At 72.0% G+C, this 26,626-nt stretch carries 16 protein-coding genes; 10 read left to right on the forward strand and 6 right to left on the reverse strand.

Features of this window, described 5'->3' with window-relative positions; all coding sequences use genetic code 11:
* The coding region (locus V7E46_RS18540; protein WP_333769447.1) for a vWA domain-containing protein at positions 1-867 on the forward strand (867 nt) is incomplete at its 5' end.
* Between the two features lie 87 nt (positions 868-954).
* Here the strand turns inward: V7E46_RS18540 and V7E46_RS18545 are convergent.
* Positions 955-2,928 carry a discoidin domain-containing protein gene (locus V7E46_RS18545; protein WP_333769449.1) on the reverse strand — a complete coding sequence of 658 codons (1,974 nt, stop codon included), beginning with the start codon at positions 2,926-2,928 and terminating at the stop codon, positions 955-957.
* A 365-nt stretch (positions 2,929-3,293) separates the two neighbouring features.
* Between V7E46_RS18545 and V7E46_RS18550 the strand changes: the two genes are divergently transcribed.
* Positions 3,294-4,241 carry a serine hydrolase gene (locus tag V7E46_RS18550; protein WP_333769451.1) on the forward strand — a complete coding sequence of 316 codons (948 nt, stop codon included), beginning with the start codon at positions 3,294-3,296 and terminating at the stop codon, positions 4,239-4,241.
* A gap of 81 nt (positions 4,242-4,322) precedes the next feature.
* Here the strand turns inward: V7E46_RS18550 and V7E46_RS18555 are convergent, their stop codons facing one another.
* From V7E46_RS18555 to V7E46_RS18565, 3 genes are all read right to left on the reverse strand, one after another.
* On the reverse strand, positions 4,323-5,330 hold the full coding sequence (locus V7E46_RS18555) for an NADPH:quinone reductase (RefSeq protein ID WP_333769454.1): 1,008 nt from the start codon (positions 5,328-5,330) through the stop codon (positions 4,323-4,325).
* A 241-nt stretch (positions 5,331-5,571) separates the two neighbouring features.
* The gene (locus V7E46_RS18560; RefSeq protein ID WP_333769463.1) at positions 5,572-6,438 is read right to left on the reverse strand and encodes a Gfo/Idh/MocA family protein; all 867 of its coding nucleotides are present in this window, start codon (positions 6,436-6,438) and stop codon (positions 5,572-5,574) included.
* Between the two features lie 5 nt (positions 6,439-6,443).
* Positions 6,444-6,806, reverse strand: coding sequence for a 5-carboxymethyl-2-hydroxymuconate Delta-isomerase (locus V7E46_RS18565; protein ID WP_333769455.1), 363 nt, complete (start codon positions 6,804-6,806; stop codon positions 6,444-6,446).
* A 195-nt stretch (positions 6,807-7,001) separates the two neighbouring features.
* Here V7E46_RS18565 and glnII point away from each other — a divergent pair, with 195 nt between their 5' ends.
* Both glnII and V7E46_RS18575 read left to right on the forward strand, forming a co-directional pair.
* Positions 7,002-8,021, forward strand: a complete 1,020-nt coding sequence (gene glnII, locus V7E46_RS18570) for a glutamine synthetase (protein ID WP_329179584.1) — start codon at positions 7,002-7,004, stop codon at positions 8,019-8,021.
* 194 nt (positions 8,022-8,215) lie between these two features.
* Positions 8,216-10,099 carry a hypothetical protein gene (locus V7E46_RS18575; RefSeq protein ID WP_333769456.1) on the forward strand — a complete coding sequence of 628 codons (1,884 nt, stop codon included), beginning with the start codon at positions 8,216-8,218 and terminating at the stop codon, positions 10,097-10,099.
* Between the two features lie 203 nt (positions 10,100-10,302).
* Here V7E46_RS18575 and pulA read toward each other — a convergent pair whose 3' ends face one another.
* A complete protein-coding gene (pulA, locus tag V7E46_RS18580) occupies positions 10,303-15,735 on the reverse strand; it encodes a pullulanase-type alpha-1,6-glucosidase (RefSeq protein WP_443054234.1) in 5,433 nt (1,810 codons plus the stop codon).
* 410 nt (positions 15,736-16,145) lie between these two features.
* Here pulA and V7E46_RS18585 point away from each other — a divergent pair, with 410 nt between their 5' ends.
* The 6 genes from V7E46_RS18585 to V7E46_RS18610 all read left to right on the forward strand — a co-directional run bounded on the left by V7E46_RS18585 (position 16,146) and on the right by V7E46_RS18610 (position 23,442).
* Positions 16,146-17,447 carry an extracellular solute-binding protein gene (locus V7E46_RS18585; protein WP_333769457.1) on the forward strand — a complete coding sequence of 434 codons (1,302 nt, stop codon included), beginning with the start codon at positions 16,146-16,148 and terminating at the stop codon, positions 17,445-17,447.
* Between the two features lie 211 nt (positions 17,448-17,658).
* Complete coding sequence (locus tag V7E46_RS18590) at positions 17,659-18,657, forward strand: carbohydrate ABC transporter permease (RefSeq protein WP_443054235.1); 999 nt, start codon at positions 17,659-17,661, stop codon at positions 18,655-18,657.
* A gap of 13 nt (positions 18,658-18,670) precedes the next feature.
* Entirely contained in the window at positions 18,671-19,573 is a 903-nt protein-coding gene (locus V7E46_RS18595) for a sugar ABC transporter permease (protein ID WP_333769458.1), read from the forward strand.
* Between the two features lie 63 nt (positions 19,574-19,636).
* Positions 19,637-21,370 (forward strand): glycoside hydrolase family 13 protein, encoded by a 1,734-nt coding sequence (locus V7E46_RS18600; RefSeq protein ID WP_333769459.1) that lies wholly within the window; start codon positions 19,637-19,639, stop codon positions 21,368-21,370.
* Between the two features lie 34 nt (positions 21,371-21,404).
* Positions 21,405-22,496, forward strand: coding sequence for a LacI family DNA-binding transcriptional regulator (locus V7E46_RS18605; RefSeq protein ID WP_333769460.1), 1,092 nt, complete (start codon positions 21,405-21,407; stop codon positions 22,494-22,496).
* 37 nt (positions 22,497-22,533) lie between these two features.
* Complete coding sequence (locus V7E46_RS18610) at positions 22,534-23,442, forward strand: phosphatase PAP2 family protein (protein ID WP_333769461.1); 909 nt, start codon at positions 22,534-22,536, stop codon at positions 23,440-23,442.
* A gap of 13 nt (positions 23,443-23,455) precedes the next feature.
* On the opposite strand, the gene V7E46_RS18615 is transcribed toward V7E46_RS18610, so the two are convergent.
* Positions 23,456-26,467, reverse strand: coding sequence for a bifunctional [glutamine synthetase] adenylyltransferase/[glutamine synthetase]-adenylyl-L-tyrosine phosphorylase (locus tag V7E46_RS18615; RefSeq protein ID WP_333769462.1), 3,012 nt, complete (start codon positions 26,465-26,467; stop codon positions 23,456-23,458).
* Positions 26,468-26,626 lie beyond the last annotated feature (159 nt).

The raw sequence follows: 26,626 nt of genomic DNA on the forward strand, positions 1-26,626 counted from the left end.
GCGTATCCGGCACCGGCGCCCACCGGCCCTCCGGCGCCGCTGCCGCCCCCGCCGGGCACGGGGTACGGCGCCCCCGCGCCGGCGGGCGGCGCCCCGCGCCTGGTCAAGGGCGAGGAGAACCTGCCCGTCGACATGCGCAAGCGGCTGTCGCTGCGCAAGGAGCAGGTCGCGGTGAGCCTGCGCAAGCACGGCGCCGAGGGCGCCACCGCGCGGATCGTGCTGGTGCTGGACGCGTCCGGCTCTATGGCGAAGCTGTACGCGGGCGGTGTGGTCGCCGGTGTGGTGGAGCGGATGGCCGCGGTCGCCGCGCAGTTGGCCGCCGACGGCACGATGCAGGCCTGGACGTTCGCCAGCAACCCGGCCCGGCTGCCGCCGCTGGGTCTGGGCGACCTGCCCGGCTGGATCGCGCTGCACGTACGGATCGGCGAACTCTCGCTGTTCGGCCGGCGCAGAAAGCACCCGCGCGGACTCCAGCCGGGCCAGGTCGACATGGCCGCAGTGGGCATCCAGAACGAGGAGCAGAAGGTCATCGCGCAGGTCCGCGACTTCGTCCGGGCCGCGCCGTCGCAGGACCCGACCTTCGTGCTGTTCTTCTCCGACGGCGGTGTGCACCGCAACGCGGAGATCGAGCAGCAGCTGCGGGCGGCGGTCGAGGAGCCGGTCTTCTGGCAGTTCGTGGGCCTGGGCCGGTCGAACTACGGCATCCTCGAGCGCTTCGACACGATGGGCGGGCGGCGGGTGGACAACGTCGGCTTCTTCGCCGTGGACGACATCGCCACGCTGTCGGACGCGGAGCTGTACGACCGGATCCTCACCGAGTTCCCGTCCTGGCTCAAGTCCGCGAGGGCGGCGGGCATCCTGCGCTGACCCGGATATCGGCGGGCCGCGCGCGGCGGTACGGCCGGGGGATGGTGTCTCCGCCGTACCGCCGCTGCTGCCCCGGGGCGCGCCGGGTCAGGAGGAGAAGATGTGCACCCCGGACGCCTGGCCCGCGGGCCAGCCGCTGTTGGCGGTGAAGACCAGCCGGACGTAGCGGACGGACGCCGCGCTCGGCAGGGTGAGCGTCGCGGTGTTGCCGCTCGCCGGGTTGAAGGTGTAGGCAGCGCCGGACAGCAGCGAGGTGAAGCTGTTGCCGTCGGTGCTGCCCTGGACCGCGATGGTCTGGCTGCGGGTGGTCCACGCGGTGGCCGGCGGCAGGTCGACCACGATCCGCTTGACCGTGGTGGTGCTGCCGAGGTCCACCTGGATCCACTGCGGGAAGGCGTTGTTGATGCTCTCCCAGTACGTGTTCTGGTCGCCGTCGACGACGTTGCCCGAGCCGTAGCTCTGGGTGTGGCCGCTCTCCGAGGTCGGCTTGTGCAGGGCCAGGTCGGTGGTGCCCGAACTGGCGCTGGTGGTGACGCTGACCTGGTTGGAGGGCTGCGAGGCGTTGCCGGCCGCGTCGACCGCCACCACGTCGAAGGTGTAGGCGGTGGACGGCGTCAGGCCGGTGACGGTGAAGGCGGTGTTGCCGGTGCTGCCGACCTGCGTGCTGCTGCCGCCGCTGACCCGGAGCACCCGGTAGGCCAGGACGCCTACGTTGTCGGTGGCCGCGTTCCAGGCGAGGGCGACAGTGGTGTCGGTGTGGGCGGTGGAGTGCAGCGCGCCGGGGACGCTCGGCGCGGTGGTGTCGCCGCCGCTTCCGACCAGCGGCTGGGTGGGGCGGGTGGCGGTGAGCGCGAGCTGCCCCTTGAGCATCCGGCCGCCGTCGCCGGTCAGCCGCAGGTAGTAGTCCGACGAGCAGGCCGTACCGTCCTCGTCCAGCGCCAGGAAGCCGGAGTTGGTGGGCACCCACGCCTGGGACTCGGCGGTCTTGGCGATCTGGTTGCCCTCGTTGTACTCGTCGAACATCGAGATGTAGACGCCCTGCACCCCGGCGCGGACCATGTTGTAGAACTGCCGCCACATGAAGTCGCCGTGTGCGCGCTGCCGCAGGGTGACCGCGCCGGGCAGGACGCACGGCTGGTAGTCGATGCCGTGGGCCGCGCACTCCGCCAGGTCGGGCACGGTGGCCACGTTGTAGAAGTTGTCGGCGTCCGCGACGTTCCCGATCCGGCCGACCATCCACGGCGAGATCATGTTGAAGGCGTGGTAGACGTCGGAGAACCCGGCGCGCGAGTCCCGGTCGCCGGTGCGCCACCAGGTCGGCACCCCGCCGATGACGTAACAGCCCTGCGACTTGAACCAGTTGACGACGTCCAGGCAGGGCGCGGGGGCGAAGGGGCGCTTGTCGTCGCTGAAGCCGAATCCCCAGATGCACACCACCGGCTTGCCGTTCTGGGTGGCGTACGCCGACGAGGCGGTGTGCGCCTTCATCTTGCTGGTCCAGTCGGTCTTGATCTCCGACTGCATGTTCGTCCAGTCGGTGACGTCGTACATGATGTAGAACTTCCGGCTGTGCGCCTCGGCCGCGCTGCGCACCTTCGCCGCCATCGCGTCCCGGGTCGGCCCCTCGCCGCCGACGGGGTTGAAGCGCTGGAGGGCGGCGGTGTCGATGTTGTTCTGCTGCATCCACAGGAAGTGGGTGTCGACGGTCTGCTGGTCGTACGACGAGAACAGCGCGGCCGGCTGCCCGTTGCCGAGCGCCGCGTACGCGGTCGGGTACGTCCTGGTGTACTCGCGTACGTCGGGCCAGGCCACGATGCCGGTGTTGGACGGCGACGGCGGCTGGCTGGAGTTGGCGCTCCAGTGCCACCACGCATTGATGGGCGCACCATCACCAATGCACGCGAACCACCCCTGATACCCCACAGTGACCTTGCCCACAACGTCCCCCGGCGGGCTTGCGGCAGCGGCGCCGCCGGCCAGCGCGGTCTGCGTGGCCCCCACCGTTCCGGCTGCGGTCACCGCAATGGCGGCCTGTAGTAGCGCCCGGCGTGTGACACCCATCTGGACTCCTCCGATCGGCTGTCAACTCCCGCCGTCACGCGGCCGATCGGTCTACGGCAGCGGACCGGAAGTCTGGTGCGGGGATCGTAACGACGCGGTTACGTCTCCGCAATAGATCGCGCATCAGGCGAAATATTTGACAGAAGTCACGCAAGAAGCGCTCAGTGCTCCTTGACAGCCTGGCCTGCGGAAAACACGTCACTCAGCCAACTTGGTATGAAAATCTTAGGAGAATGAAATATTCCGCTCATACGGTCTGGTGCATGACGCATGCATCAGGACCAGCGGGCGGGGAGCACGGCAGCACGCGCTCCCGTTCCCATCGGCGGCGGCGAAGACCGCCGTGGTGGCGTCGCCCGGCGGTCGTGTCGGCGGCCGTCCTGGCCGTCATCGGGCTGATCACCCTGGCGTTCGTCGCCAGGTCGCCCTCGGCCAAGGGGCATGCGGACTCCGCGGGCACCAGCGACGCGAAAGCCCAGGACGCGGCGGGCAGCTCTCCCCCGGCGAGCACCACCGCGGCCACCGCCGCGCCGCCGTCCCCCAGTCCTTCCACCACGCCGGTGAAGAAGCCGGAGACGTCGTCGGCCGACGCCAAGGTCCGGCTCGCCACGGCGGTCAAAACGCTGTCGGCGGGCAGCAGGGGACGGCTGTCGGTCGCGGTGACCGACCTGGACGACGCGGACACCGGCGCGTCGTACGCGGACGGCTCGACCCCGTACGACACCGCGAGCATCGTCAAGGTCGACATCCTGGCCACGCTGCTGCTCCGGCACCAGCACGCCGGGACCAAGATGACCTCGGCCGAGAAGTCGCAGGCCGCCGTGATGATCCAGCAGAGCGACAACACCGCGGCGACCGCCCTGTGGAACGCCATAGGGCGCAGGGCCGGGCTCGACGCGGCCAACAGCACGCTGGGGCTGCACCACACGTCGGGCGGCTCGGCCGACCTGTGGGGGCTCACCCAGACCACCCCGGCCGACCAGCTCGCGCTGCTGCGGGCGGTGTTCGGCGACGACTCGCCGCTGTCCTCGGCGTCCCGCTCCTACATCACCGGCCTCATGCACACGGTCACCAAGGGCCAGCAGTGGGGCGTGTCGGCGGCCGACGAGGACAGCAGCGGCTTCGCGCTGAAGAACGGCTGGCTCCAGCGCACCGCCACCGGCCTGTGGGACATCAACAGCATCGGCGAGGTCGACTACAAGGGCCGTACGCTGCTGGTCTGCGTACTCTCCTCGGGCAACAAGTCCGAGCAGTCGGGTATCGACAAGGTGGAGGACGCGGCCGCGGCCGCCGTGAAGGCCCTCTACCCGTGATCCCCGGCGGCCCGGTCCGCCCCGCCGGCCCGTACGCTCCGTGACGCCGGACGGGGCGCGGGCCGGGGGGTAACGGCCGGGTCAGGGGGCGACGTCGATCAGGACCTTGCCGATCGCGGACTGCTGGACGGCGTCGTGGGCGTCGCCGGTGCGGGCCAGCGGGAAGCGGTGCAGCGGGAGGCCCGCGGCCTCGCCGACCCCGATGGCGCCGTCCGCCACGGCCGCCGCGACCGCGGCGACCGCGTGGTCCTTCGCAACCGCCGGGACCGTATAGACCAGCACGCCCTGCCAGCGCACGTTGACGAGCATCGAGGGCCGCGCGGGCACCTGGACCGTGTCCGAGTCCTCCGCGTAGAAGGCCACCACCGCGTCCGGGGCCACCACCGCCGCGTCCAGGGCGGCGTTGGCAGCCGGGGCGACCTCCACCACGATGTTCACCCCGTCCGGGGCGATCCGGCGGATCTCGGCGGCGGCGTCCTGCGCGCGGTAGTCGACCACGTGCCGGGCTCCCGCGGCCTTCGCCAGTTCGCCCTTCTCCGGTCCGCTGACCGTGGTGATCACGGTCGCGCCCGCCCAGCGGGCCAGCTGGATCGCCGCGTTGCCGACCGCGCCCGCGCCGCCCGCGACCAGTACCGTACGGCCGGCCAGCGCGCCCGGCGCGAGGCGCTCGGGGCCGCCGTCCGCGACGGTCAGCGTGCGGTGCGCGGTCAGCGCCGGGATGCCCAGGCTCGCGCCGAGGTCGAACGACGCGTGCTCGGGCAGCGGCACCGCCTGCCTCGCCGGCAGCGTGACGTACTCCTGCGCGGTGCCGTCGGCGCGGCCCCACGCGGCCTCCCACAGCCACACCCGCTCGCCGATCCTGGCGTCGGGGACGCCGGGGCCGACCGCGTCGATCACGCCGGAACCGTCCTGGTTCGGTACCTGGTCGCTCTGCGGGGTGCTGTACTGGCGGGATTTCCAGTCGGTCGGGTTCACGCCCGACACCCTGACGGCGACGCGCACTTCGCCCTCACCGGGGGTGGGGACCGCGCGGTCGGTCAGCGCCATGACGTCGGCGGGGCCGTTGGTCTTGTAAGTGATCGCCTTCATGAGCGCTACAAGTTGCCGCCGGGCGGCTTTCTTCCCGCGCGGGGGTACTCCTTTCGTGGACCGGTGCGCCGGGGCGCCCACGGGGGTGCCACTTGCCGTGGCGGTGTTTCCCTCCCCGGGCCGTGGTCCTCCGCGCCTCTGGGGGCGGAGCCACTTGCCGTGGCGGGGCTTCCTTCCCCCGCGTCGTGGCTGCGCGCGCGGTTCCCCGCGCCTCTGAGCGGGCGGGCCGCCACGCGCGGGGTCAGGGGAGCAGGGATTCCGCCGTGGCGAGGATTTCGGTGACGCGGAGGCCGAAGCGGGCGTCGCACGGGTGGGGGCCGTCGGAGACCAGGGCGTCGATAGCCCGGGCGAAAGCGGCGGTGGCCGGTCCTGCAAGATCGTCGGGGTAGGTCGCGACGCCCTGGGCGCCGCGGAATTCGACGGCCACTCCCGCGCCGGCCGGCGGAGCGGTGAGCGTGAGTGCGGACGTGCTCGACGCGCCGCTGTCGTGGCGCAGCGTGAGGTGGACGGTGTCGCCCGGGCCGCGGGCGGCGGCGATGGCGGTGACGTCGCCGAGCACCGGCAGCAGGACGGACAGGGCGTGCGGGCCGACGTCCCACAGGCCGCCCTTCTCGCGCCGCCAGGGCGAGTCGGTGAAGGGGCTGTCGTCGCCCCCGAACACGGCGCCGTACCAGTCGGCGCGGCCGGTGTACCAGCCGCCGGCCGCGGCCTGCCGGCCGATCCACTCGGCGCCGGCCGCGTCGAAGCGCAGCGTGAAGAAGACCACCGAGCGCACCCCGGCCGCTTCGACCGCCGCGACCACCTCGCGGGCGTGCTCCACCGTGGCGGCCAGCGGCTTGTCGAGCAGCAGGTGCCGCCCGGCGCGGGCCGCACGGGCTGCCAGCGGCGCCTGGAGGGCGGGCGGCAGGGCGATGGCCACCGCGTCGACGTCGGCGATCAGCGCGTCGGGGTCCGGGTAGGCGCGGGTCCCGAAGAGGTCGGCGACCTCGGCGGCGGCCTCCGGCCTGCGGCCCCACACCCCGGTGAACTCGACGTCGGGATGCGCGGCCAGCGCGGGTCCGTGCGCGAGCCGCGCCCACGGTCCGGTGCCGAGCAGTCCGACCCGCAGCGCGCTCATGACGCGGTCCGCGCGTCGACGTGGCCCACGTACGCGTCGCGGTCCAGGTCGCGCAGGTCGACCGAGAACTGCACCTCGTACTGCGGGGTGGGCGCGGTGTGCTGCCGCAGGGCGGCGAGCACCGCCCCGGTGAGCGCGCGCCTGGTCTCCGCGCTGCGTCCCGACAGCAGCGACATCTCGGCGTGGATCATCGCGTGGTACGGCGAACCGTCGGCGATCCAGAGGTCGTCATGGCGTACGAAACGGGTCTTGCAGCCGCCGGCGATCGTCACCAGGGCTTCGTGCAAGTCCTTGCCGAAAGCGGGCCGGTCGAACGCTTCGGCAAGCGTTCCGGAGTATTCCACGGTGGTATGCGGCATGGTCCGGACCCTATCCCGGCAGGTCCGGGAGGGGGCAGGCGTCCCACGTGGGACCGTGGGGCGGCTGCGACCGGCGGTTACGTCCCGTTAACACAGGGGCAACGCTTGGGAAAACCCTCCTTGCGACGCTGCCTTCGGCCCGATCAGCGCAGCTCGGCCGCACCCGCGAACACGTTCGTTAAGGATGGCGTCACCGTGACCTACAAGGCTGAGTACATCTGGATAGACGGCACCACGCCGACCGCGAAGCTCCGTTCGAAGACGCGGATCCTGGCCGACGGCGCGGAGCTTCCGATCTGGGGTTTCGACGGATCGAGCACCAACCAGGCCGAGGGCCACGCCTCGGACCGGGTACTCAAGCCGGTCGCGTCGTTCCCGGACCCGATCCGCGGTGGTGACGACGTCCTGGTCATGTGCGAGGTCTTCAACATCGACGGCACCCCGCACGAGTCCAACACCCGTGCCCCGCTGCGCGAGGTCGCCGAGAAGTTCGCCGACCAGGAGTCGCTGTTCGGCATCGAGCAGGAGTACACCTTCTTCCAGGGCTCGCGCCCGCTGGGCTTCCCGGAAAACGGCTTCCCCGCCCCGCAGGGCGGTTACTACTGCGGTGTCGGCGCCGACGAGATCTTCGGCCGCCCGGTCGTCGAGAAGCACCTGGAGAACTGCCTGGCGGCCGGTATCGGCATCTCCGGCATCAACGCCGAAGTCATGCCCGGCCAGTGGGAGTTCCAGGTCGGCCCGCTCAGCCCGCTGGAGGTCTCGGACCACCTGTGGGTGGCGCGCTGGCTGCTCTACCGCACCGCCGAGGACTTCGGTGTCTCCGCGACCCTGGACCCCAAGCCCGCCAAGGGCGACTGGAACGGCGCGGGCGCGCACACGAACTTCTCCACCAAGGCGATGCGCGAGAACTACGCGGCGATCATCGAGGCCGCCGAGTCGCTGGGCCGCGACGACAAGCCGCTGGAGCACATCAAGCACTACGGCGCCGGCGTCGAGGGCCGCCTCACCGGCGCGCACGAGACCGCCCCGTGGAACGAGTACAGCTACGGCGTCTCCAACCGCGGCGCGTCGGTGCGTATCCCGTGGCAGGTCGAGGTGGACCAGAAGGGCTACATCGAGGACCGGCGCCCGAACGCCAACGTCGACCCCTACGTCGTCACGCGGCTGATCGTGGACACCTGCGGCGCCGCGCTGGAGAAGGCCGGCCTGGTCTGATCCGCAGGGCCCGCGCCCACGCGCCAACCGCCTCCCCGCGGTCGTGAAGTGCGCCCGTCACCGCGACGGGCGCACTTTCTTGCGCTGGGCACTGTCAGTGACCATCACCGGCGCCACTCGTTTGACGCAGAGTGAAGAGCCGACCGTCACATGCCCCGTCCCCGTCCGCGAAGAAGTCCGCACGGCACGTCCCGATGGCAGAGGCCGAGGCGGCACTGATCGAGCATTACCCCCGGCTGGTGCGGCTGGCGTACCTGGCGCTGCCCGCCACGACCGGCCGGCACCGCCGTGTACTCATCGCGCACGGGGTCGCCCAGCGCTCACTGCGTGTCGTCCTGACCTCGCAGGGCGGCGAGGGGCCGTACGCGCAGTTGCGCCGCGAGGTGCTGCGCCAGGCGCTGGCCCAGGGGCGGCAGTCGGGGCGGGTACGCAGCGCGCTGACCGTCGCGGGGCTGCCGCAGGTGGTGGGTGTACGGCTGCACCCGCAGGCCGGCGGCAGCGCGGAACTCGCCCTGGACCGGGCGCTCGCCACGCTGCCGGGGGCGGCACGGGCCGCGTACGCGCTGCTGGGCGTCGAAGGGCTGGACGAGCAGGCGGCCCGGGACGTGCTGGCGGCCGCGGGCGCCACCGACCCGCGCGGCGCGGTACGGGCGGCGGTGGACATCGAGAGCGACCACCACCTGCTGGCGGCGGGCGAGTTCGACCCCTGCATGGTGCATGTGCGGCCCACCGACCTGCTGCGGCGGCGGCAGCGCGCCAAGGCCGGGCTCGCCGGGCTCGCGGCGGTCGCGGTCGGCGCGGTGCTGCTGGTCGTGTCGACGTCCGGCGGTTCGCCCGAGCCGTACGGCGCCGCCGGGTCGCCGGACGCCGCGGCGGCCGTGGCGAAGGCCCTCGACCCGGACGCGCTCGTCCAGGCCAGGCCGCAGGCGTGGACCACCACCGCCCGGCTCGACTTCACCGCCTGGCCCGCGCGCGGCAACCGGGCCACCGACCGCACGCTGCTCACCCGCGCCCTCGCGGTGTGGGCCAACCCGGCGGCGTCCGTCCAGGTCAACGCGACCCCCGGCACCCCGCGGACGGCGCCGGTCCAGCCGCCGCAGCTCCTCTACGCCGGGGACGTCGACAGTGCCACGGTGGTGATCTTCTACGACGGGCTGCGGCTGGTCCGGTACGCCCAGGCCCGCGGCGGGGGCGGCGGCGTGGCGGCCCTGGACTTCGCACAGGTCGCCGACGCCGACCTCACGACGGCCGCGGCGGTCGTCATCGACCGGGTCGACGGCAACACCCGCTTCCTTACGGCCCCTTGGATCGCCGGGGCCGAGACCCGCGACCTGCTGCGCCCCGAACAGCCGGGCGCGGCGCTGCGCGTGGCCGCCGACGGCACCACGGACCCGGTGCGCATGCCGGGAGCCGGGAGCGCGGCCGGCACGTGCGGTACGGACTGGCCGGTGCTGCAACTGCGGACCTCCACACGGATCGTGGAGAAGCGCTCCCTCCTGCTCACCGACCTCGGCGACATCAGCCCGGTGCATCTGACCTTCACCCCGCCGCCCGTCCCCGGTGTCGACGCCCGCGCCCCGCGCGAGGCCACCGGGGCGCAGGCGCTGGTCAGTTGGGCGCACAGCGCGTGCCGGCTCGGCGAGCTGCGCGGCCAGGGTGTGCGGTCGGTCAACGACTGGGAGTTCGCCCATACGGTGCTCCCCGAGAGCGCCGGGTCCGCCGCGTGGACCTGCGACCGGGCCGACACGTGGCGCGGGCCGGGCCGCGCGACGGTCCAGTTCGTGCCGCCGGGCGTCGCGGCCGGGGCGCCGGGCACGCCGGCCGGCCAGCAGGTCGACGGGAGCGCGTGCAGCCGCTTCGGGCAGCAGGTCATGGCCGGGGTGATGTGGCAGTCCCCCGCCGGGAACTGGTATCTGCTGGCGGCGGGCAGCCGCGACGTGGTGTCGATCTCAGCGAGCGGCTTCACAGCCGGTGCGTCGGGACGGTTCCTCGCGGTGCCCGCGCCTCGCGGGACCCGGGCGACGCTGAGCGCCCGGCTGCGCTCGGGCGCCACCCTCCACCCGCTGAGCGGCGACTGATCCCGCCGGGTGGCTGCGATGCCCTGTGGTGTTCGCAGTGCCGCTTTCACCGCGGCCGGGCGCGCAGTCCCCCGCGCCCACGGTGGCTCGCCCTCTGCGCAAGAGGACGAGCCCCACAGGGGCGCGGGAACTGCGCGGCCGACCCGCCACCGGGGCAGGGCCCCGGGGCCGCCGGGAGGGGCAGCCCCCCGGGGACCCCCGGATCAGGCGGTGAAAACCGCCACCGTGCGGGCCGGGACGGTGAACGTACCGCTCGCGGCAGCGTAGGCCGCCGACTTGACGACCGGGTCCGCCCCCGCGGCCTGGAGCGGGTGCAGCGCGTACGGCGTACCCGCAAGCGCGCTCACCCGCTGCGTCTGCGTGCCAGGCGTCGCGTTGAAGACGACGACCAGCTCACCCAGCGTCATCGTGATGACGCCCGGCGTCTCCGCCGCCCCGGACAGGGGGAAGCCCACCTCCCGCTGCACCTGGCCGGAGGTTGCCAGGTGGAAGGCCGGCTCGGCGGTGCGGATCCGCAGCAGGTCCTGGTACGCGGCGGACGCGCCGGTGATCTCGGCGCACCCGGGCGCCGCGTCCGGGTCGGTCAACAGCGGTGTGGCGTAGGGCCACTTGTCTCGGTTGTCGGCCGCCGGCGGCAACCCGCGGCCGATCCCGTTGCCCTGCGCGCACGACCAGTGGATCGCGTTGAACCAGTCGCCGGAGTCGAAGGAGTTCCGGTCGAGCGACTTGGACCGCAGCAGGTCGGAACCTGCCTGGGCGAGCGCGGGTCCCTGGGAGAGCGCCGCCGTGGCCTCCGCGATGACCTGCATACGCGCCCGGTCCGCGGCCGAGGTGCCGGCCGGGAGCTTGTAGGTGAGCGCGTCGTACAGCGATTCATTGTCGTGCGCGTCGGCGTACGCGAGGGCGTCGCCGGGCGCGTCGGCGTATCCGGCGGGGGCCCCGTTGTAGTCGATCTCGGCGCCGGTGACCTGCTTGCCGGCCGAGTCGGTGAAGCTGAACTGCCGCAGGTTTCCGGTGAGTCCGACCTTGATGAGGTCCTGGTAGTGCAGCAGCCTGGCCTTCTGCTCGGCAGGGGTGCCGTTGGCCGTCGAGGAGTTGGGGTCGGTGTAGAGGCCGGAGGCGAAGCCCTGGACGCCGGGGTCGGCGTCGAAGGGGCTGCCGCCGCGTACCGCGTCGCGTGCCCGGTCGGAGAAGGTGGCGATGCCGGTGCCCGCCATGTTGGCCTGGGTGGCCTGTTCGAAGCGCGCGTTGTCGGCGACCTCGCCGAAGTTCCAGCCCTCGCCGTAGAGGATGATCTTCCTGCCGTCGACGCCGTCCTTCTGGACGGTGAGCGCGTCGAGGGCCTTGCGGACGGCGAGCATGTTGGCCTTGGGGTGGTGGCCCATGAGGTCGAAGCGGAAGCCGTCGACCTTGTACTCCTTGGCCCAGGTGACGATCGAGTCCACGACCAGCTTGCCCATCATGGCGTTCTCGGGCGCGGTGCCCGCGCAGCAGGTGGAGGTGGCGACCGAGCCGTCCGGCATGAGCCGCTGGTAGTAGCCGGGCACGATCCTGTCGAGCACGGAGGTGTCGGCCTGCCCGGCGGCGGAGGTGTGGTTGTAGACCATGTCCATCACCACCCGCAACCCGCTGCTGTTGAGCCCCTGCACCATCTGCCGGAATTCCGTCGTGCGCCCGGCGCCGTCCGGGTCCTTGGCGTAGGAGCCCTCGGGCACGGTGAAGTGGTAGGGGTCGTAGCCCCAGTTGTAGGCGTCAGTGGCCTGCTGGGCGGTGACGCAGGCCTGTTGCCTGTCGCTGGCCGGACCGTAGGAGGCCAGTTCGCAGGCGGGTGAGGTGCGGTCGGCGGTCCGCTCGGGCACGGTCGCGAAGTCGAACGCGGGCAGCAGGTGCACGTAGTTGACGCCGGCCCGTGCGAGGTCGCGCAGATGGGTCATGCCGGCCGAGGAGGTGTCGGTGAAGGCGGCGTAGGTGCCGCGGTCGGCGGCCGGGACGGTGGTGTCGGCGACGGAGAAGTCCCGGATGTGCAGCTCCTGGATCTCGGCGCGGCTCATCGGCACGGCGGCCGGCTTGCGTTCCTGCGCCCAGCCCTTGGGGGCGAGCTTCGGGTCGTCCAGGTTCACCAGCAGGCTCTGCTTCGAGTCGGCGGTGAGTGCCGCCGAGTAGGGGTCGGTGACCTTGTTGACGACGAGGCTCTGCACGCTGGGCGCCCAGACGGTCACGTCGTAGAGGTAGGGCTTCCCGGTCCACGCGGGGATGCCGGTGACCGACCAGACGCCGCTCGCGGCGTTCTCCTCCATGGGGACGCGGTGGCCGCCGATCTCCACCGAGACGCTGTGCGCGGTCGGCGCCCACACCGACAGGCTGGGCCTGCCGTGACTGAACACCGGTCCGAGGGCGGCTCGTTGGGCGCTGCCCGCGTACAGGTCGTCCAGGACGCCCTGGGTCTGCACACCGGTCGCGGCCAGCAGGGCGCCGTTCGCGGCCCGTTGGGTGGCGATGAGCTGTCCCCGCAGGGCCTCGCGGACCCGGCCGCGGTCGCGCGGGTCGACGGTGAAGGCCGTGTATCCCTTCAGCTGGGGGAATTTCGCGAGCTGCGCGGCGGTCAGCCCTCCGGCGGCCTTCCGCAGCCGCAGCCAGCGGCCCTCGCTCGACAGGGCGCCGTCCTTGACGGTGATGCCGCCGCCGGGGGCGTAGACGAGCTGCTGGGACAGCGAGGGGGCGCCGGTCTGCCAGGCGACGGTGTCGCGGTCGATCCACTGCGCCTGCGCCTTGCCCAGGTCCAGGTCGGCGCCGCTGCCCTGCGGCTGCGGCAGCAGGTAGGCGGGGGTGGCGTCCAGCAGCCACACCTCGTGGCCCGTGCCGGTGAGGTCGAGTGACTGGTCGCTGGGCAGGTCCTTGGTGTCGCCGTTGTGCAGGATGTAGCTGAGCGAGGTGGCGCCGGCCGCGAGCGGGACCTCGTAGACGGCCCCGTAGGAGTCGGTACGGGCCGGCTGGAGGGGCGTGGTCCAGTCGGTGGGGCTGGCGGCGCCGTTCCAGACGTGCAGGCCCCAGCCGGTGTAGTTGCCGTCGGAGCGGTGGTAGTGCAGGACGGCCTTCGTGGTGTCCTGCGGCGGGTAGGCGCCGGCCGGGGCGGTGGCGGCCACGTCCGGGCTGCCCTGCTTGATCCAGACCTCGCCCGAGGCGCTCAGGTCGATGGTGCGGTCGCCGTCGGTGTCCTTGACGCCGTCCTTGTTCACCACGATGAAGCCGACGCTGGACGCGCCGGGCCTGAGCTTCACATAGGCGAAGGCGCCGTAGGCGTCGCGGCCGGTGAAGGGGTGTCCGGCCGGCCAGGTGGTGGCTTCGCCGTCGGCGAGGTCGCCCCAGGCGTAGAGGCCCCAGTCGGCGTAGTCGGACCCGGTCCGCTGGTAGTGGACGACCGCGTAGTCGTGGCTGACCGCGGTCGGGGGCGCGGTGACGGGCGGCGTGCCGGTCACGGTGGCGGCGGTCGCCGCGCCGGTGCGTCCGGCGGCGTCGACCACGACGGCCTTGTAGCGCACGGGTGTTCCGGCCGCCCCGGTGAGCGTCTGGGTGACCTTGTAGGGGGCGTGGTCGGCGGAGCCGAGCACCTTCCAGGGCGCGTTGCCGGCCTGGGCGGCGAAGACGACCCGGTTCAGGCTGCCGCCGGTGACGTCGGCGGACAGCTCGACGGTGCCGGTCGCGCCGGACGCGGGCGGGGTCAGGGTGAGGTGCGGTGCCGCGGCGGGCGCGGGCAGCGGCTTGGCCGCGTGCAGGACGACGGCCTGGAGCGGCGGCACGGTGACGGTGAGCGTGCCGTCGGCGGCGGTGGCGGTGGTGCCGGTGGAGCCGTGGATCGCCTGGTAGGCGGCGCCCGCGGTGTTGCCGGACGGCACGGTCACGGTCCGGGCGGTGGTGGCGTTGTTGACGGCGACGAGGTAGTCGTCGCGGGTCGCGGCGTCGGTGCGGGAGTAGGCGTAGACGCCGGGGCCGCTGCCGGGGGCCGCGTACCGCTCGGTCTGTACGCCGTCCCGCAGCGCCGGGTGGTCCTTGGTGAGCTGCGACAGCGTGGCGATCGCCCGGTAGAGGGGGTGCTGCGGGTCGTAGGCGTCGGACGCGGCGGTGCGGGCGGTGCCGATCTCGTCGTCGTCGAGGTAGTCGGCTACCTGGGAGGCGAACATCGTCTGCCGGGCGTTCTTGTCGCCGCCGGCGGCGCCGGTGAAGCCCTGCTCGTCGCCGTAGTAGACCACCGGATTGCCGCGGCCGAGGAACATCACCGCGTTGGCCAGCTCGTCGCGCTTGAGCAGTTCCGCGTCGCTCGCGCCCGGGTTGTCCTGGGCGAGGAAGCTGCCGATGCGGCCCATGTCGTGGTTGCCGAGGAAGGTGACCTGCTCGTACGCGTTCGCCTTGTCGGTGGTGTAGCGGTAGTCCTGCCCGTAGACCGCGGCGAGCTTGGCGGGCGCGGCGCCCTGCGAGGCGTAGCCGCGGGCGGCGTCCTGGAACGGGAAGTCCAGCGTCGCGTCGAGCCGGCCCTGGGTGACGTACGGCGAGGTGACGGCCGGGTCGGCGTCGTAGGTCTCGCCGAACATGAAGAAGTTCTTCCGGCCGTGCTGTGCCGCGTAGGTGTCCAGCGCGGTCGCCCACTGGGTCCAGAACGGCAGGTCGACGTTCTTGACGGTGTCGATGCGGAAGCCGTCGACCGCGAAGTCCCTGACCCACTTCTCGTAGATCTGCTCCATGCCGCGCACGACCTCGGGCCGCTGGGTCCACAGGTCGTCGAGCCCGGTGAAGTCGCCCTGGTCGGCGCTCTCGCCGGCGAAGGTGGAGTCGCCGCGGTTGTGGTACATCGTCGGATCGTTGAGCCAGGCCGGGACCTTGGTGTCGCGCGCGGCGGCGGGCACGGTGGGAGTGCGCGGGAAGGACGCGGCGTTGACCTTCGGGAAGGCGGTGGCGCCGTCGGCGTGGCTGTCGTCGTCGAAGGGGGTGCCGTCGGCCGACAGGTAGGGGAAGGCGCCCTTGGACAGGTAGCTGTAGGTGTTGTCGGTGTTGCCGATCACGTCGGCGGTGTGGTTGGTGATGACGTCGAAGAAGATCTTCATACCCTTGGCGTGGGCCGCGGATATCAGCTTCTCCAGGTCGTCGTTGGTGCCGAAGTGCGGGTCCACCTGAGTGAAGTCGGTGATCCAGTAGCCGTGGTAGCCGGCCGACGCGTCGGCGCCGGTGCCCTGCACGGGCTGGTTCTTGAAGATCGGCGCCATCCAGATCGCGGTGGTGCCCAGACCCTTGATGTAATCCAGCTTCTGCGTGAGGCCCTTGAGGTCGCCGCCCTGGTAGAAGCCCTTGTCCGTGGGGTCGTAGCCGGTGCTGAGCCGGCTGCCGGTCAGCCCGCCGCGGTCGTTGGCCTTATCGCCGTTCGCAAACCGGTCCGGCATCACGAAGTAGAACTGCTCGCGTGTGGCGTCGTGCCGGGCGGCCTGCCCGGCGAGCGCCCGGTCGGACGGCGGGGCGGGCGGCCGGGGCGCGCCGTGCGCGTAGGCCGGCTGGACGAATACGGCCAGCGCCGCGAAGGCGGTGGCGGCGGCGACGCGCCGGGCACGGCGCCGCGTCCTGAACACGGGCAGCCTGAACTCCAGGGCCACGGGCGGTTCTCCTTGCTGGGGACAGCCTCGCGCCCGGGTCCACGCGCATGAACCGGTCGCCACTGCGGCGTCGGTGCCGAAGCTGAGCGGGAACGTATCCCCGCGAGGGCCGTTGCAGCAAGACTCTGTAAGCACTTTCCGCGACGATCGCGCCATCCGCCGTCGCTCCCCGCCCAGTTCGCACAACGGAACGGGCCGTTTCGGCCACTTCCGCGTCGCCGCGACGACACGCCCGGATAACGGAGATGTCACGGATGAAGGATCTTGCGGAAAGTTTCTTGCAGCCTCTTTCGCAAGGCATTACATCGCTGTTACGTTCCTGCCCAGCCCGAGCGGCCCGTTGGGACGACAGCGGCCGGCAGCCAGCCTGGCCAGGGCGAACGGGCACTTCCCTCTTCAAGGAGTCAGGTATGCGACGCGGCATATCCGCCGTGGCGATGGCCGCGGCCATCGTTCTCGGGGTCACCGCCTGTGGCGGTAGTGGTAGCGACGACAAGAGCGACAAGGGGACGGCGGCCAAGGACCCGGCCGCGGTGTCCGGGACGATCACCTACTGGGACACCTCGGACGCCAAGAACGAGGCCCCGACCTACCAGGCCCTCATCAAGGACTTCGAGGCGAAGTACCCCAAGATCAAGGTCAATTACCAGAACGTCGACTTCACCACCGTGGAGCAGAAGTTCAAGGCGGCGGCGCAGAGCGGCAAGGGCGCGCCGGACGTGGTGCGGACCGACGTCGGGCTGATCCCCGAATACGCCTCCCTGCACTACATCGCCCCGCTGGACGGCACCGCGGCGCTGACCGACATGCAGGACTTCGTGGCGGGCCCGCTGGACACCACCAAGTACGAGGGCAAGTCCTACGGCGTGCCGTCGGTGACCGACACCCTCGGGCTGCTCTACAACAAGGACATCTTCGCCAAGGCCGGCATCACCAAGCCCCCGGCCACATGGGACGAGTTGATCGCCGACTCCGCGACCATCAAGGCGAAGGTGCCGGGTGTCGCGGGCACCTACGTCAACCCCGACTCCTACTTCCTCTTCCCGCTGCTGTTCGGCGAGGGCGCGGACCTGGCGGACCCGACCGCCAAGAAGATCACGATCAACTCGCCGGAGGCCGCCAAAGCGGTCACCGAGGCGAAGAAGGTCTACGACACCTCCTCGCTCAAGGTCGACTTCGCCAGCGCTTACGACAACATGCAGACCTCCTTCAAGACCGGCAAGGTCGCCATGCTGATCCAGGGGCCGTGGTCGGTGGGCGACGACCTGACCGGGTCCGCCTTCCAGGGCAAGGAGGCCAACCTCGGGTACGCCCCGGTGCCGGCCGGCACCACCGGCAAGGCGCTGGCGCCGACCGGCGGCCACGACCTGGCGGTCTACCAGGGCTCGAAGAACCTCGACGCGTCCTACCTGTTCACGCAGTTCATGACCTCGTCGGCCAGCCAGCAGACGATCGCGCTGAAGAACGGCACCCTGCCGACCAGGACCTCCGCGTACACCGCCGAGGTGCTCAAGAACCAGACGATCGCCGGCTTCAAGCCGATCATGGACACCGCCCGGCCGCGGGTCGCGCTGCCGCAGGTGGGCAGCCTGTTCACGCCGCTCCAGCAGGAGTACATCAAGATCCTCCAGGGCAAGTCCTCGGTCCAGTCGGGCCTGGACGCGGCGGCCAAGGAGTTCGGCAAGCTGCTGCCCGGCTACAGCGTGCAGTAGCCGGTCCCAAGTTCCGGGCCGGCCGGCCGGGACCCCGCCCGCCGCAGGGCGTACGGGGTCCACGCGCCCGGCCGGCCGGTCCGGTCACCGGCGCCCCGCGCTCCCCCGCGGGCCGCCGACCGCCGGCCGCCGACCGCCGACCGCCGACCAGCCGTAGCCACCCGCCGCCAGCCGTAGCCGTAGCCGGCAGAGACGAAAGAGCCGAGGAGCGATGACCACCGCCACCATGGACGACCCCGCCCCGGGCACGGCCGCCCGCCCGCCGCGCGAGCCGCGGCCCGGCCTGATGACCACCATCAGGCGCTCCTGGGACCGGCACTGGTACGCCTGGGCGATGGTCGCCCCGGTCGTGATCGTGCTGGCCGTCCTGGTGTTCTACCCGCTCGGCTACGGCACGTACCTGTCGCTGACCAATGCCAACGAGACCAATGTCGCCAAGGACATCGGCCCGGTCCACATCGGCGCCAGCTACCACTTCGTGGGCCTGCACAACTACTGGCAGGTGCTGTCGGGCAAGGACGGCGACTTCTACCCGCGCTTCGAGTGGACGGTCATCTGGACGGTCTGCTGCGTGGCCGTCACCTACGCCATCGGGCTCGCGATGGCGATGCTGCTCAACCGCAAGGTGAGGTTCCGGCTGTTCTACCGGCTCTGCCTGATCCTGCCCTGGGCGGTGCCGGCCTTCATCGGCGTCTTCGCCTGGCGGCTGATGCTCAACTCGCAGTACGGCGTCTTCAACGACATCATCACCAGCGTCGGACTGCCCGCGCAGGACTGGCTCGGCACACCGCTGTCGCAGAAGATCGCGGTGATCATGGTGAACATCTGGGTCGGTGTGCCGTTCATGATGGTCGCCCTGCTCGGCGGTCTCCAGGCGATACCCGGCGAGCTGTACGAGGCCGCCGAGATGGACGGCGCCTCGCCGCTCCAGCGGTTCACCAACGTCACCGTCCCCGGGCTGCGCCCGGTCACCAGCACGGTGGTGCTGCTCAGCACCGTCTGGACGTTCAACATGTTCGCGATCATCTACCTGCTGCTGGGCAACAACACCACGGGCGACACCGACATCCTGGTGACATACGCCTACGAGAAGGCGTTCACCGGAGTGTCCGATTATTCCGCGGCAGCCACCTACGGAATCGTCATCCTCCTCATCCTCGTGGCCTTCTCCACCTTCTACCGCCGCCAGTTGAAGTCCGAGCAGGCCTAGGAGCCGGATCACCATGAGTGCCACCACCCACAGCGGCCAGGCCGCCAGCACGATCACCCCGCGGACCACGACGGCGGCCAGGCCCCGCGGCCGGGGCGAGCGCAGCCGCGGCGCGTCCGTCGCCCTGCACGCCACCCTGCTCACCGCGAGCGCCATCGCGGTCTTCCCCGTGCTGTGGATCCTGTTCATCTCGCTGGGCCCCAGCTCCTCCTGGCAGCAGCCGCACGAAGTGCTCAAGCACCTGGGCCTGGGCAACTACCGCTTCGTGCTGATGCACACCAGCTTCCCCAAGTGGTTCCTCAACTCGGTGATCGTGGCCGGCGCCACCACCGTGCTCGGCGTGCTGATCTCCGCCAGCGCGGGCTACGCGATCTCCCGGATGCGCTTCCCCGGCCACCGGTCGCTGATGTGGACCTTCCTGGTCACCCAGATGTTCCCGATGGCCGTGCTGATCGTGCCGCTGTACAACCTGCTGGCGCAGCTGGACCTGATCGACAGCTACCTCGGCCTGATCCTGGTCTACTGCACCATCGCGGTGCCCTTCTGCGCCTGGATGCTCAAGGGCTACTTCGACACCATCCCGCGCGACATCGACGAGGCCGGCCGGGTGGACGGGCTGTCCCCGTTCGGCACCTTCTGGCGGCTGATCGTGCCGCTTGCCCGCCCGGGGCTCGCCGTCACCGCCTTCTACAGCTTCCTGACCGCCTGGGGCGAAGTCGCCTACGCGGCGCAGTTCATGGGCCGCGACCACTCCACCCTCGCGGTCGGCATCCGCACCTTCGCCTCGGACCAGCGCGCGGACTGGGGCAGCATGACCGCCGCCTCGGTGCTGATCGCGATACCCGCCACGATCGTCTTCCTGCTCGTCCAGCGCCACCTGGTGACCGGCCTGACGGCCGGCGGCACCAAGGGCTGACCGCCCGCAGCACCGCCCGCACGTATGCCACCAGTTGTTCCCCCGCACCCGATAAGGGAATCCATGAGCCAGCACCTCTCCGACGCGCCCCGCACCGCCGCCGCTCCCGCTGCCGACGCCGGGCACAGAGACTGGTGGCGAGACGCGGTCATCTACCAGGTCTATCCGCGCAGCTTCGCCGACGGAAACGGTGACGGCATGGGTGATCTGCCCGGCATCACGGCCCGGCTGCCGTATCTGCGGGACCTCGGGGTGGACGCGGTGTGGCTGTCGCCCTTCTACGCCTCCCCGCAGGCGGACGCCGGCTACGACGTGGCGGACTACCGCGAGGTCGACCCGATGTTCGGCAGCCTCAACGACGCCGACGACCTGGTGCGTACCGCGCACGCGCTGAACCTGCGGGTCATCGTGGACCTGGTGCCCAACCACTGCTCCGACCAGCACGAGTGGTTCAAGCAGGCGCTGCGCGACGGCCCCGGCTCCGCTCTGCGGGACCGCTTCCACTTCCGGGCCGGCAAGGGAGGGACCGGCGAACTGCCGCCCAACGACTGGGAGTCCATCTTCGGCGGGCCCGCCTGGACCAGGACCACCGAGCCGGACGGCACCCCGGGCGAGTGGTACCTGCACCTGTTCGCGCCCGAGCAGCCGGACTTCAACTGGGACCACCCGGCGGTGCACGAGGAATTCCGCTCGGTGCTGCGCTTCTGGCTGGACCTGGGCGCCGACGGCTTCCGTATCGACGTGGCGCACGGCCTGGTCAAGGCCGCCGGGCTGCCCGACATCGGGCACAGCGAGCAGCTGTCGCTGCTGGGCAGCTCGCCCATGCCGTACTTCGACCAGGACGGGGTGCACGAGATCTACCGCGGCTGGCGGCGGATCCTGGACGAATACCCCGGCGACCGGATCGGCGTCGCCGAGGCGTGGACGCCGACCATCGAGCGGGCCGCGCTCTACCTGCGGCCCGACGAGCTGCACCAGGCCTTCAACTTCGAGTACCTGGCCACCCCGTGGGACGCGGCGGCGCTGCACCGGGTCATCGACAAGTCGCTGGCCGCGATGAGCGCGGTCGGCGCGCCCGCCACCTGGGTGCTGTCCAACCACGACGTGACCCGGCACACCACCCGCTTCGGCAACCCTCCCGGCGGCACACAGCTGCGCGAGGCCGGCGACCGGGAGCTGGGCCTGCGCAGGGCGCGGGCGGCCACCCTGCTGATGCTGGCGCTGCCCGGCTCCGCCTACCTCTACCAGGGCGAGGAGCTGGGCCTGCCGGACGTCACCGACCTGCCGGACGAGGTGCGGCAGGACCCGTCGTTCTTCCGGGCGGCCGGACAGGACGGCTTCCGGGACGGCTGCCGGGTGCCGATCCCGTGGTCGGGCGCGGAGCCGCCGTACGGCTTCGGTCCCGCGGGCGGGCCGAGCTGGCTGCCGCAGCCGGCGAGCTGGGCGCGGCTCAGCATCGAGGCGCAGACCGGCGACCCGGCCTCGACCCTGGAGCTGTACCGGGCGGCGCTGGCGCTGCGCCGGGAGCTGCCGGCGCTGGGCGCGGGCCGGTCCGTGCAGTGGCTGCCGGCCCCCGAGGGGGTGCTGGCCTTCCGCAGGGACGGCGCGGGCGACACCTTCCTGTGCCTGGTCAACCTGACCTCGCAGCCGGCGACACTGACGGTGCCGGGCGGGCGCCCGCTGCTGAGCAGTTCCGCGCAGCCGCCCGCGACGGCTCCCACGGCTGGCGCATTGGACCAGGTTGACGGCATTGACGTCACTATCGCCGCAGACACGGCAATTTGGTGGGCGATCTGACGTGGTGGCATTCCGTCCAATAGCATCCGGTGCTGTGACCGCACGGCTCGCTGACATCGCAGCCCAGGCGGGGGTCAGCGAAGCGACGGTCAGCCGGGTGCTCAACGGCAAGCCCGGGGTTTCCGCCACCACCCGCGAATCAGTGCTGGCCGCGCTCGACCTGCTGGGGTACGAACGGCCGGTCCGGCTGCGGCAGCGCAGCGCCGGCCTGGTCGGGCTGATCACGCCCGAGCTGGACAACCCGATCTTCCCGGCCTTCGCGCAGATCATCGGACAGGCGCTGACCCGGCAGGGCTACACCCCGGTGCTCGCCACCCAGACGCCCGGCGGCTCCACCGAGGACGAGCTGGTGGAGATGCTGGTGGAGCGGGGGGTGGCGGGGATCATCTTCGTGTCGGGGCTGCACGCCGACTGCACCGCCGACATGGAGCGCTACGCCAGGCTTCAGGGCCAGGGCGTGCCGTTCGTGCTGATCAACGGCTTCACGGAGAAGGTCAACGCGCCCTTCGTATCGCCCGACGACCGGGGCGCGATGCGGCTGGCGGTCACCCATCTGGCGGCGCTGGGACACCGCAGGATCGGCCTGGCCGTGGGGCAGAAGCGTTTCGTCCCGGTGCGCAGGAAGATCGAGGGCTTCGTGACGTCGATGGCCGACGTGCTCGGCATGGCCGAGGACGAGGCGCACTCGCTCGTCCAGCACTCGCTGTTCACCCTGGAGGGCGGCCAGGCCGCCGCGTCGGCGCTGATATCCGACGGCTGCACGGCGGTCGTCTGCGCCTCGGACATGATGGCGCTGGGCGCCATACGCGCGGCCCGCCGGCTGGGGCTCTCGGTGCCGGACGAGGTGTCGGTGGTGGGCTTCGACGACTCGCCGCTGATCGCGTTCACCGACCCGCCGCTGACCACCATCAGGCAGCCGGTGACGGCGATGGGCCAGGCGGCCGTCAACGCGCTGCTGGAGGAGATAGGCGGCACTCCGGCCCCGCACAGCGAATTCGTCTTCCTGCCGGAGCTGGTCGTCCGCGGATCGACCGCCGCCGGTCCCACCGGGCAGAACGCCCCCCAGGCCGACCGGCCTTCCGCGCCGAGGACCACCCGGACGGCCCACGACCCGACCGAGGCCTGATCGGCAACAGGGGACACTTCTGGCAGACTGGTGTCCTATGGGGGAACCGACGGCGAAGACCACGAATAAGACAGATGGCCGCTCCGCCGCGGTGCAGCGCTCCACCGGCTCCCACCTCTCCGGCAGAAGCGGGAGCGGCGGTCTGCCGGGCCTCGCCCATACGCTGCTGGAGCGGCTGCGCACCCCGAGGCACCCCAGATGGTGGTTCGAGATCCTGCTGATCGGCGTCAGCTACTCCCTGTACTCGCAGATCCGGAACGCGGTGCCGCAGAAGCGGGAGATCGCCCTGCGGCACGCCCGCTCGATCTGGGCGTTCGAGCACCATGTCGGCCTGGCAGTCGAGCGCAGCGTCAACCACGGCGTGAACTCGGTGACGTGGCTGATCGTGGGGATGAACTACTACTACGCCACGCTGCACTTCATCATCACCGTCGCCGTGCTGGTGTGGCTGTACATCTACCACCCGGGGCGGTACGGCCCGGCCCGGCTGGTGGTCTTCATGACCACCTGGATCGCGCTGATCGGCTTCTGGGCGTATCCGCTGGCCCCGCCGCGGCTGATGACCAACGGCGGCTTCATCGACACGGTGCTGGTGCACCACACGTGGGGCTCGATGTCGCAGGGCGACCTGGCCCAGGTGTCCAACCAGTACGCGGCCATGCCGTCGATGCACATCGGCTGGTCGCTGTGGTGCGGCATCACCATCGTGACGCTGGCCAAACCGCTGTGGGCGCGCGTCCTCGGCGGGCTGTACCCGGCGGTGACCCTGCTGGTGATCATCTCCACCGGCAACCACTTCTGGATGGACGCGGTCGGCGGCGCGGTGTGCCTGGGCGTCGGCTATTCGGTGGCCTACGTGATCTACGGCCGCTGGGTGTACGACCTGCCGAAGTACGCGTCAGGGGAGCTGGCCATGGAGGAGGCGGCCGGCTCCGCCCGGGCGTGACGCTCCGGCCCGTTCACCCCTCGTAGAACAGCCGGTCCACCACGGCCCTGGCCCGCCGGGTCCGCCGCCGGTAGTCCTCCAGCATGTCGCCGACGTGGCCGGGCGGGAAGCCGAGGTAGCGGCCGACGGCGGACAGCTCGCGGCCGTCGCCCGGGAAGGTGTCGCCCGGCCGGCCGCGTACCAGCATCACGGCGTTGCGGACCCGGGTGGCCAGCACCCACGCCTCGTCCAGTACGGCCGCGTCCGCGGCCTCGATCAGCCCCGCCCCGGTCGCCGCGGCCAGCGCCCGCCGGGTGCCGGTGGTCCGCAGCTCGGGCAGCCGGCCCGCGTGCTTGAGCTGGAGCAGCTGGACGGTCCACTCGACGTCGGACAGGCCGCCGCGGCCCAGCTTGGCGTGGGTGGTGCGGTCGGCGCCGCGCGGGAGGCGTTCGGACTCCATCCGCGCCTTGAGCCGCCGAATCTCGCGTATCGCCTCGTCGTCCAGGCCGTCCGCCGGGTAGCGCATCGGGTCGATCAGCTCGACGAAGCGCGCCCCGAGGTCCGGGTCGCCGGCCACCGGCGTGGCCCGCAGCAGCGCCTGGCTCTCCCACACCAGCGACCACCGGCGGTAGTAGGCCGCGTAGGAGGCCAGGCTGCGGACCAGCGGGCCGCTCTTGCCCTCGGGGCGCAGGTCGGCATCGACCAGCAGCGGCGGGTCGGCGGTGGGGATCTGCAGCAGCCGGCGCAGCTCGTCGGCGACGGCCAGCGCGGCGCGGCCCGCCTCCTCCTGCGGGACCCCGTCGTGCGGGTCGTGCACGAAGAGCACATCGGCGTCCGAGCCGTAGGCCAGCTCCCGGCCGCCGAAGCGGCCCATCCCGATCACCGCGAAACGCGTCGGCAGCGGCCGGGCGTCGTTGCCGGTCACCGCGTTGACCGCGGCCCGCAGCGCGCCCGCCACCGTCGCCGAGGTCAGGCTGAAGACGGCGCAGCCGACCCGGTCGACCAGGTCCGCGGGAGCGACCCGGCGCTCGGGGTTGCCGATGTCGTCGCCGTAGGTGTCGATGAGGTCGGCCGCGGCCGTACGGAACAGCTCCCGCCTGCGCACCCCGCGGACCGCGGTGATGGCCTGCTCGGCGCCGCCCGCGCGGCTCACCACCTCCAGCACCTCCTGTTCGAGCGCGTCGTGGTCGCGCGGCACCAGGCCGCCGTCGACCGAGCCGAGCACCGCGACCGCCTCGGGGGCGCGCATCAGCAGGTCGGGCGCGAGCCGCCCGGACGACAGCACCCGGGCCAGCCGCTGGGCCGCGGCGCCCTCGTCGCGCAGCAGCCGCAGATACCAGGGCGTCTTGCCGAGCGCGTCGGAGACCTTGCGGAAGCCCAGCAGGCCCGCGTCCGGGTCGGCGGAGTCCGCGAACCAGCCGAGCAGCACCGGCAGCAGGGTGCGCTGGATCGCCGCCTTGCGGCTGACCCCGCTGGCCAGCGCCTCCAGGTGGCGCATCGCCGCGGCCGGGTCGGCGTACCCGAGCGCCTGGAGGCGCTGCCGGGCCGCGTCGGTGCTCAGCCGGGTGTCGTCGGTGCCGAGCTGCGCGACGGACTCCAGCAGCGGCCGGTAGAACAGCTTCTCGTGCAGCCGCCGCACCTCCACGGCGTGCCGCTTCCACTCCCTGGTCAGGTTCACCACCGGCTCGGAGCGGAAGCCCAGGCCCCTGCCGAGGCGGCGCAGACCCGCCTCGTCGTCGGGCACGAGGTGGGTGCGGCGCATCTTCTGCAACTGGATGCGGTGCTCCATCAGGCGCAAGAAGCGGTACGCGGCGTCCAGCGCGGCGGCGTCGGCGCGGCCCACGTAGCCGCCGGCGGCCAGCTCGGCCAGCGCGGTCAGCGTGGTACTGCTGCGCAGCGAGGTGTCGGTGCGGCCGTGCACCAACTGGAGCAGCTGGACGGCGAATTCCACGTCCCGCAGGCCGCCGGGGCCGAGTTTGAGCTCCCGGTCCACCTGGGCGACCGGGATGTTGTCCACCACCCGGCGGCGCATCTGCTGCACATCGGTCACGAAGTGCTCGCGTTCGGCGGCCTGCCACACCAGCGGGCGGATCGCGGCGACGTACTCCGCGCCGAGCGCCGGATCGCCCGCGACCGGGCGGGCCTTGAGCAGCGCCTGGAACTCCCAGGTCTTCGCCCATCTGGCGTAGTAGGCCAGATGGCTGGACAGCGTACGCACCAGGGGGCCGTTCTTGCCCTCGGGCCGCAGGTTCGCGTCGACCGGCCAGATCGTGCCCTCGACGGTGGTGTCCGAGCACACCCGCATCATCCGGGCCGCGAGCCGGGTCGCCGCCCGGACCGCCTCGACCTCCTCGACGCCCTCGGCGGGCTCCGCCACGAAGATCACATCGACGTCCGAGACGTAGTTCAGCTCGTGGCCGCCGCATTTGCCCATGCCGATCACCGCCAGCCGCGCCGACGCGGCGTCCCGCGGGCTCTCGGCGGCGGCGATGGCCAGCGCGGAACGCAGCGTGGCCGTCGCGAGGTCGGCCAGCTCGGCGGCCGTACGCACAAGGTCGCTGGTGCCGCACACGTCACGGGCGGCTATCCCCAGCAGGCACCGGCGGTACGCGGCACGCAGCGCGTCGGGTTCGGTCGCGGCGGCGAGCCCGCGTTCGAAGTCGGCGACGCCCGGGTGCAGGTCGGCCGCCTCGTACGTCACCAGCGCGTGCCAGTCAGCCGGATGCCTGGCCAGGTGGTCGCCCAGCGCCTCGGAGGCGCCCAGCACCCCCAGCAGCCGGTCCCGCAGCGGCTTGGCGGTGGTCACCGTGTCGAGCAGCGCCCGCCGCTCCCCCGCCGCCAGCGACTCGACCAGGCGGACCAGTCCCAGCAGCGCCTGATCCGGGTCGGCGGTCGCCCCCAGCGCCTCCAGCAGCACCGGGTCCGACCTGACCGCGAACAGCTCCGGCACGTCGAGCAGCCGCTCGGCCGCCGCGGGGTCGGTGAAGCCGTGCCGGAGCAGCCGGGTGAACGTACTGCTGCGTCGGCCCTGCATCGGCTCTCCCATCCCCCGGCCCTCCCGGGCCGGCCCGGACCTGATCAACGTGCCATCTGATCAAGGTGCCCCTTGAGCGTAACCGCACGCGGCTCGGTCCGCCCCTGTCCCTGCGGGTTGCCGCGTCGGGTAACGCCGAGGGGCGGTGCGGGGCGGTGCGGGGGCCGGTTC

It is taken from the genome of Streptomyces sp. IBSBF 2435 (genome assembly GCF_036815005.1).
Lineage (GTDB): Bacteria > Actinomycetota > Actinomycetes > Streptomycetales > Streptomycetaceae > Actinacidiphila.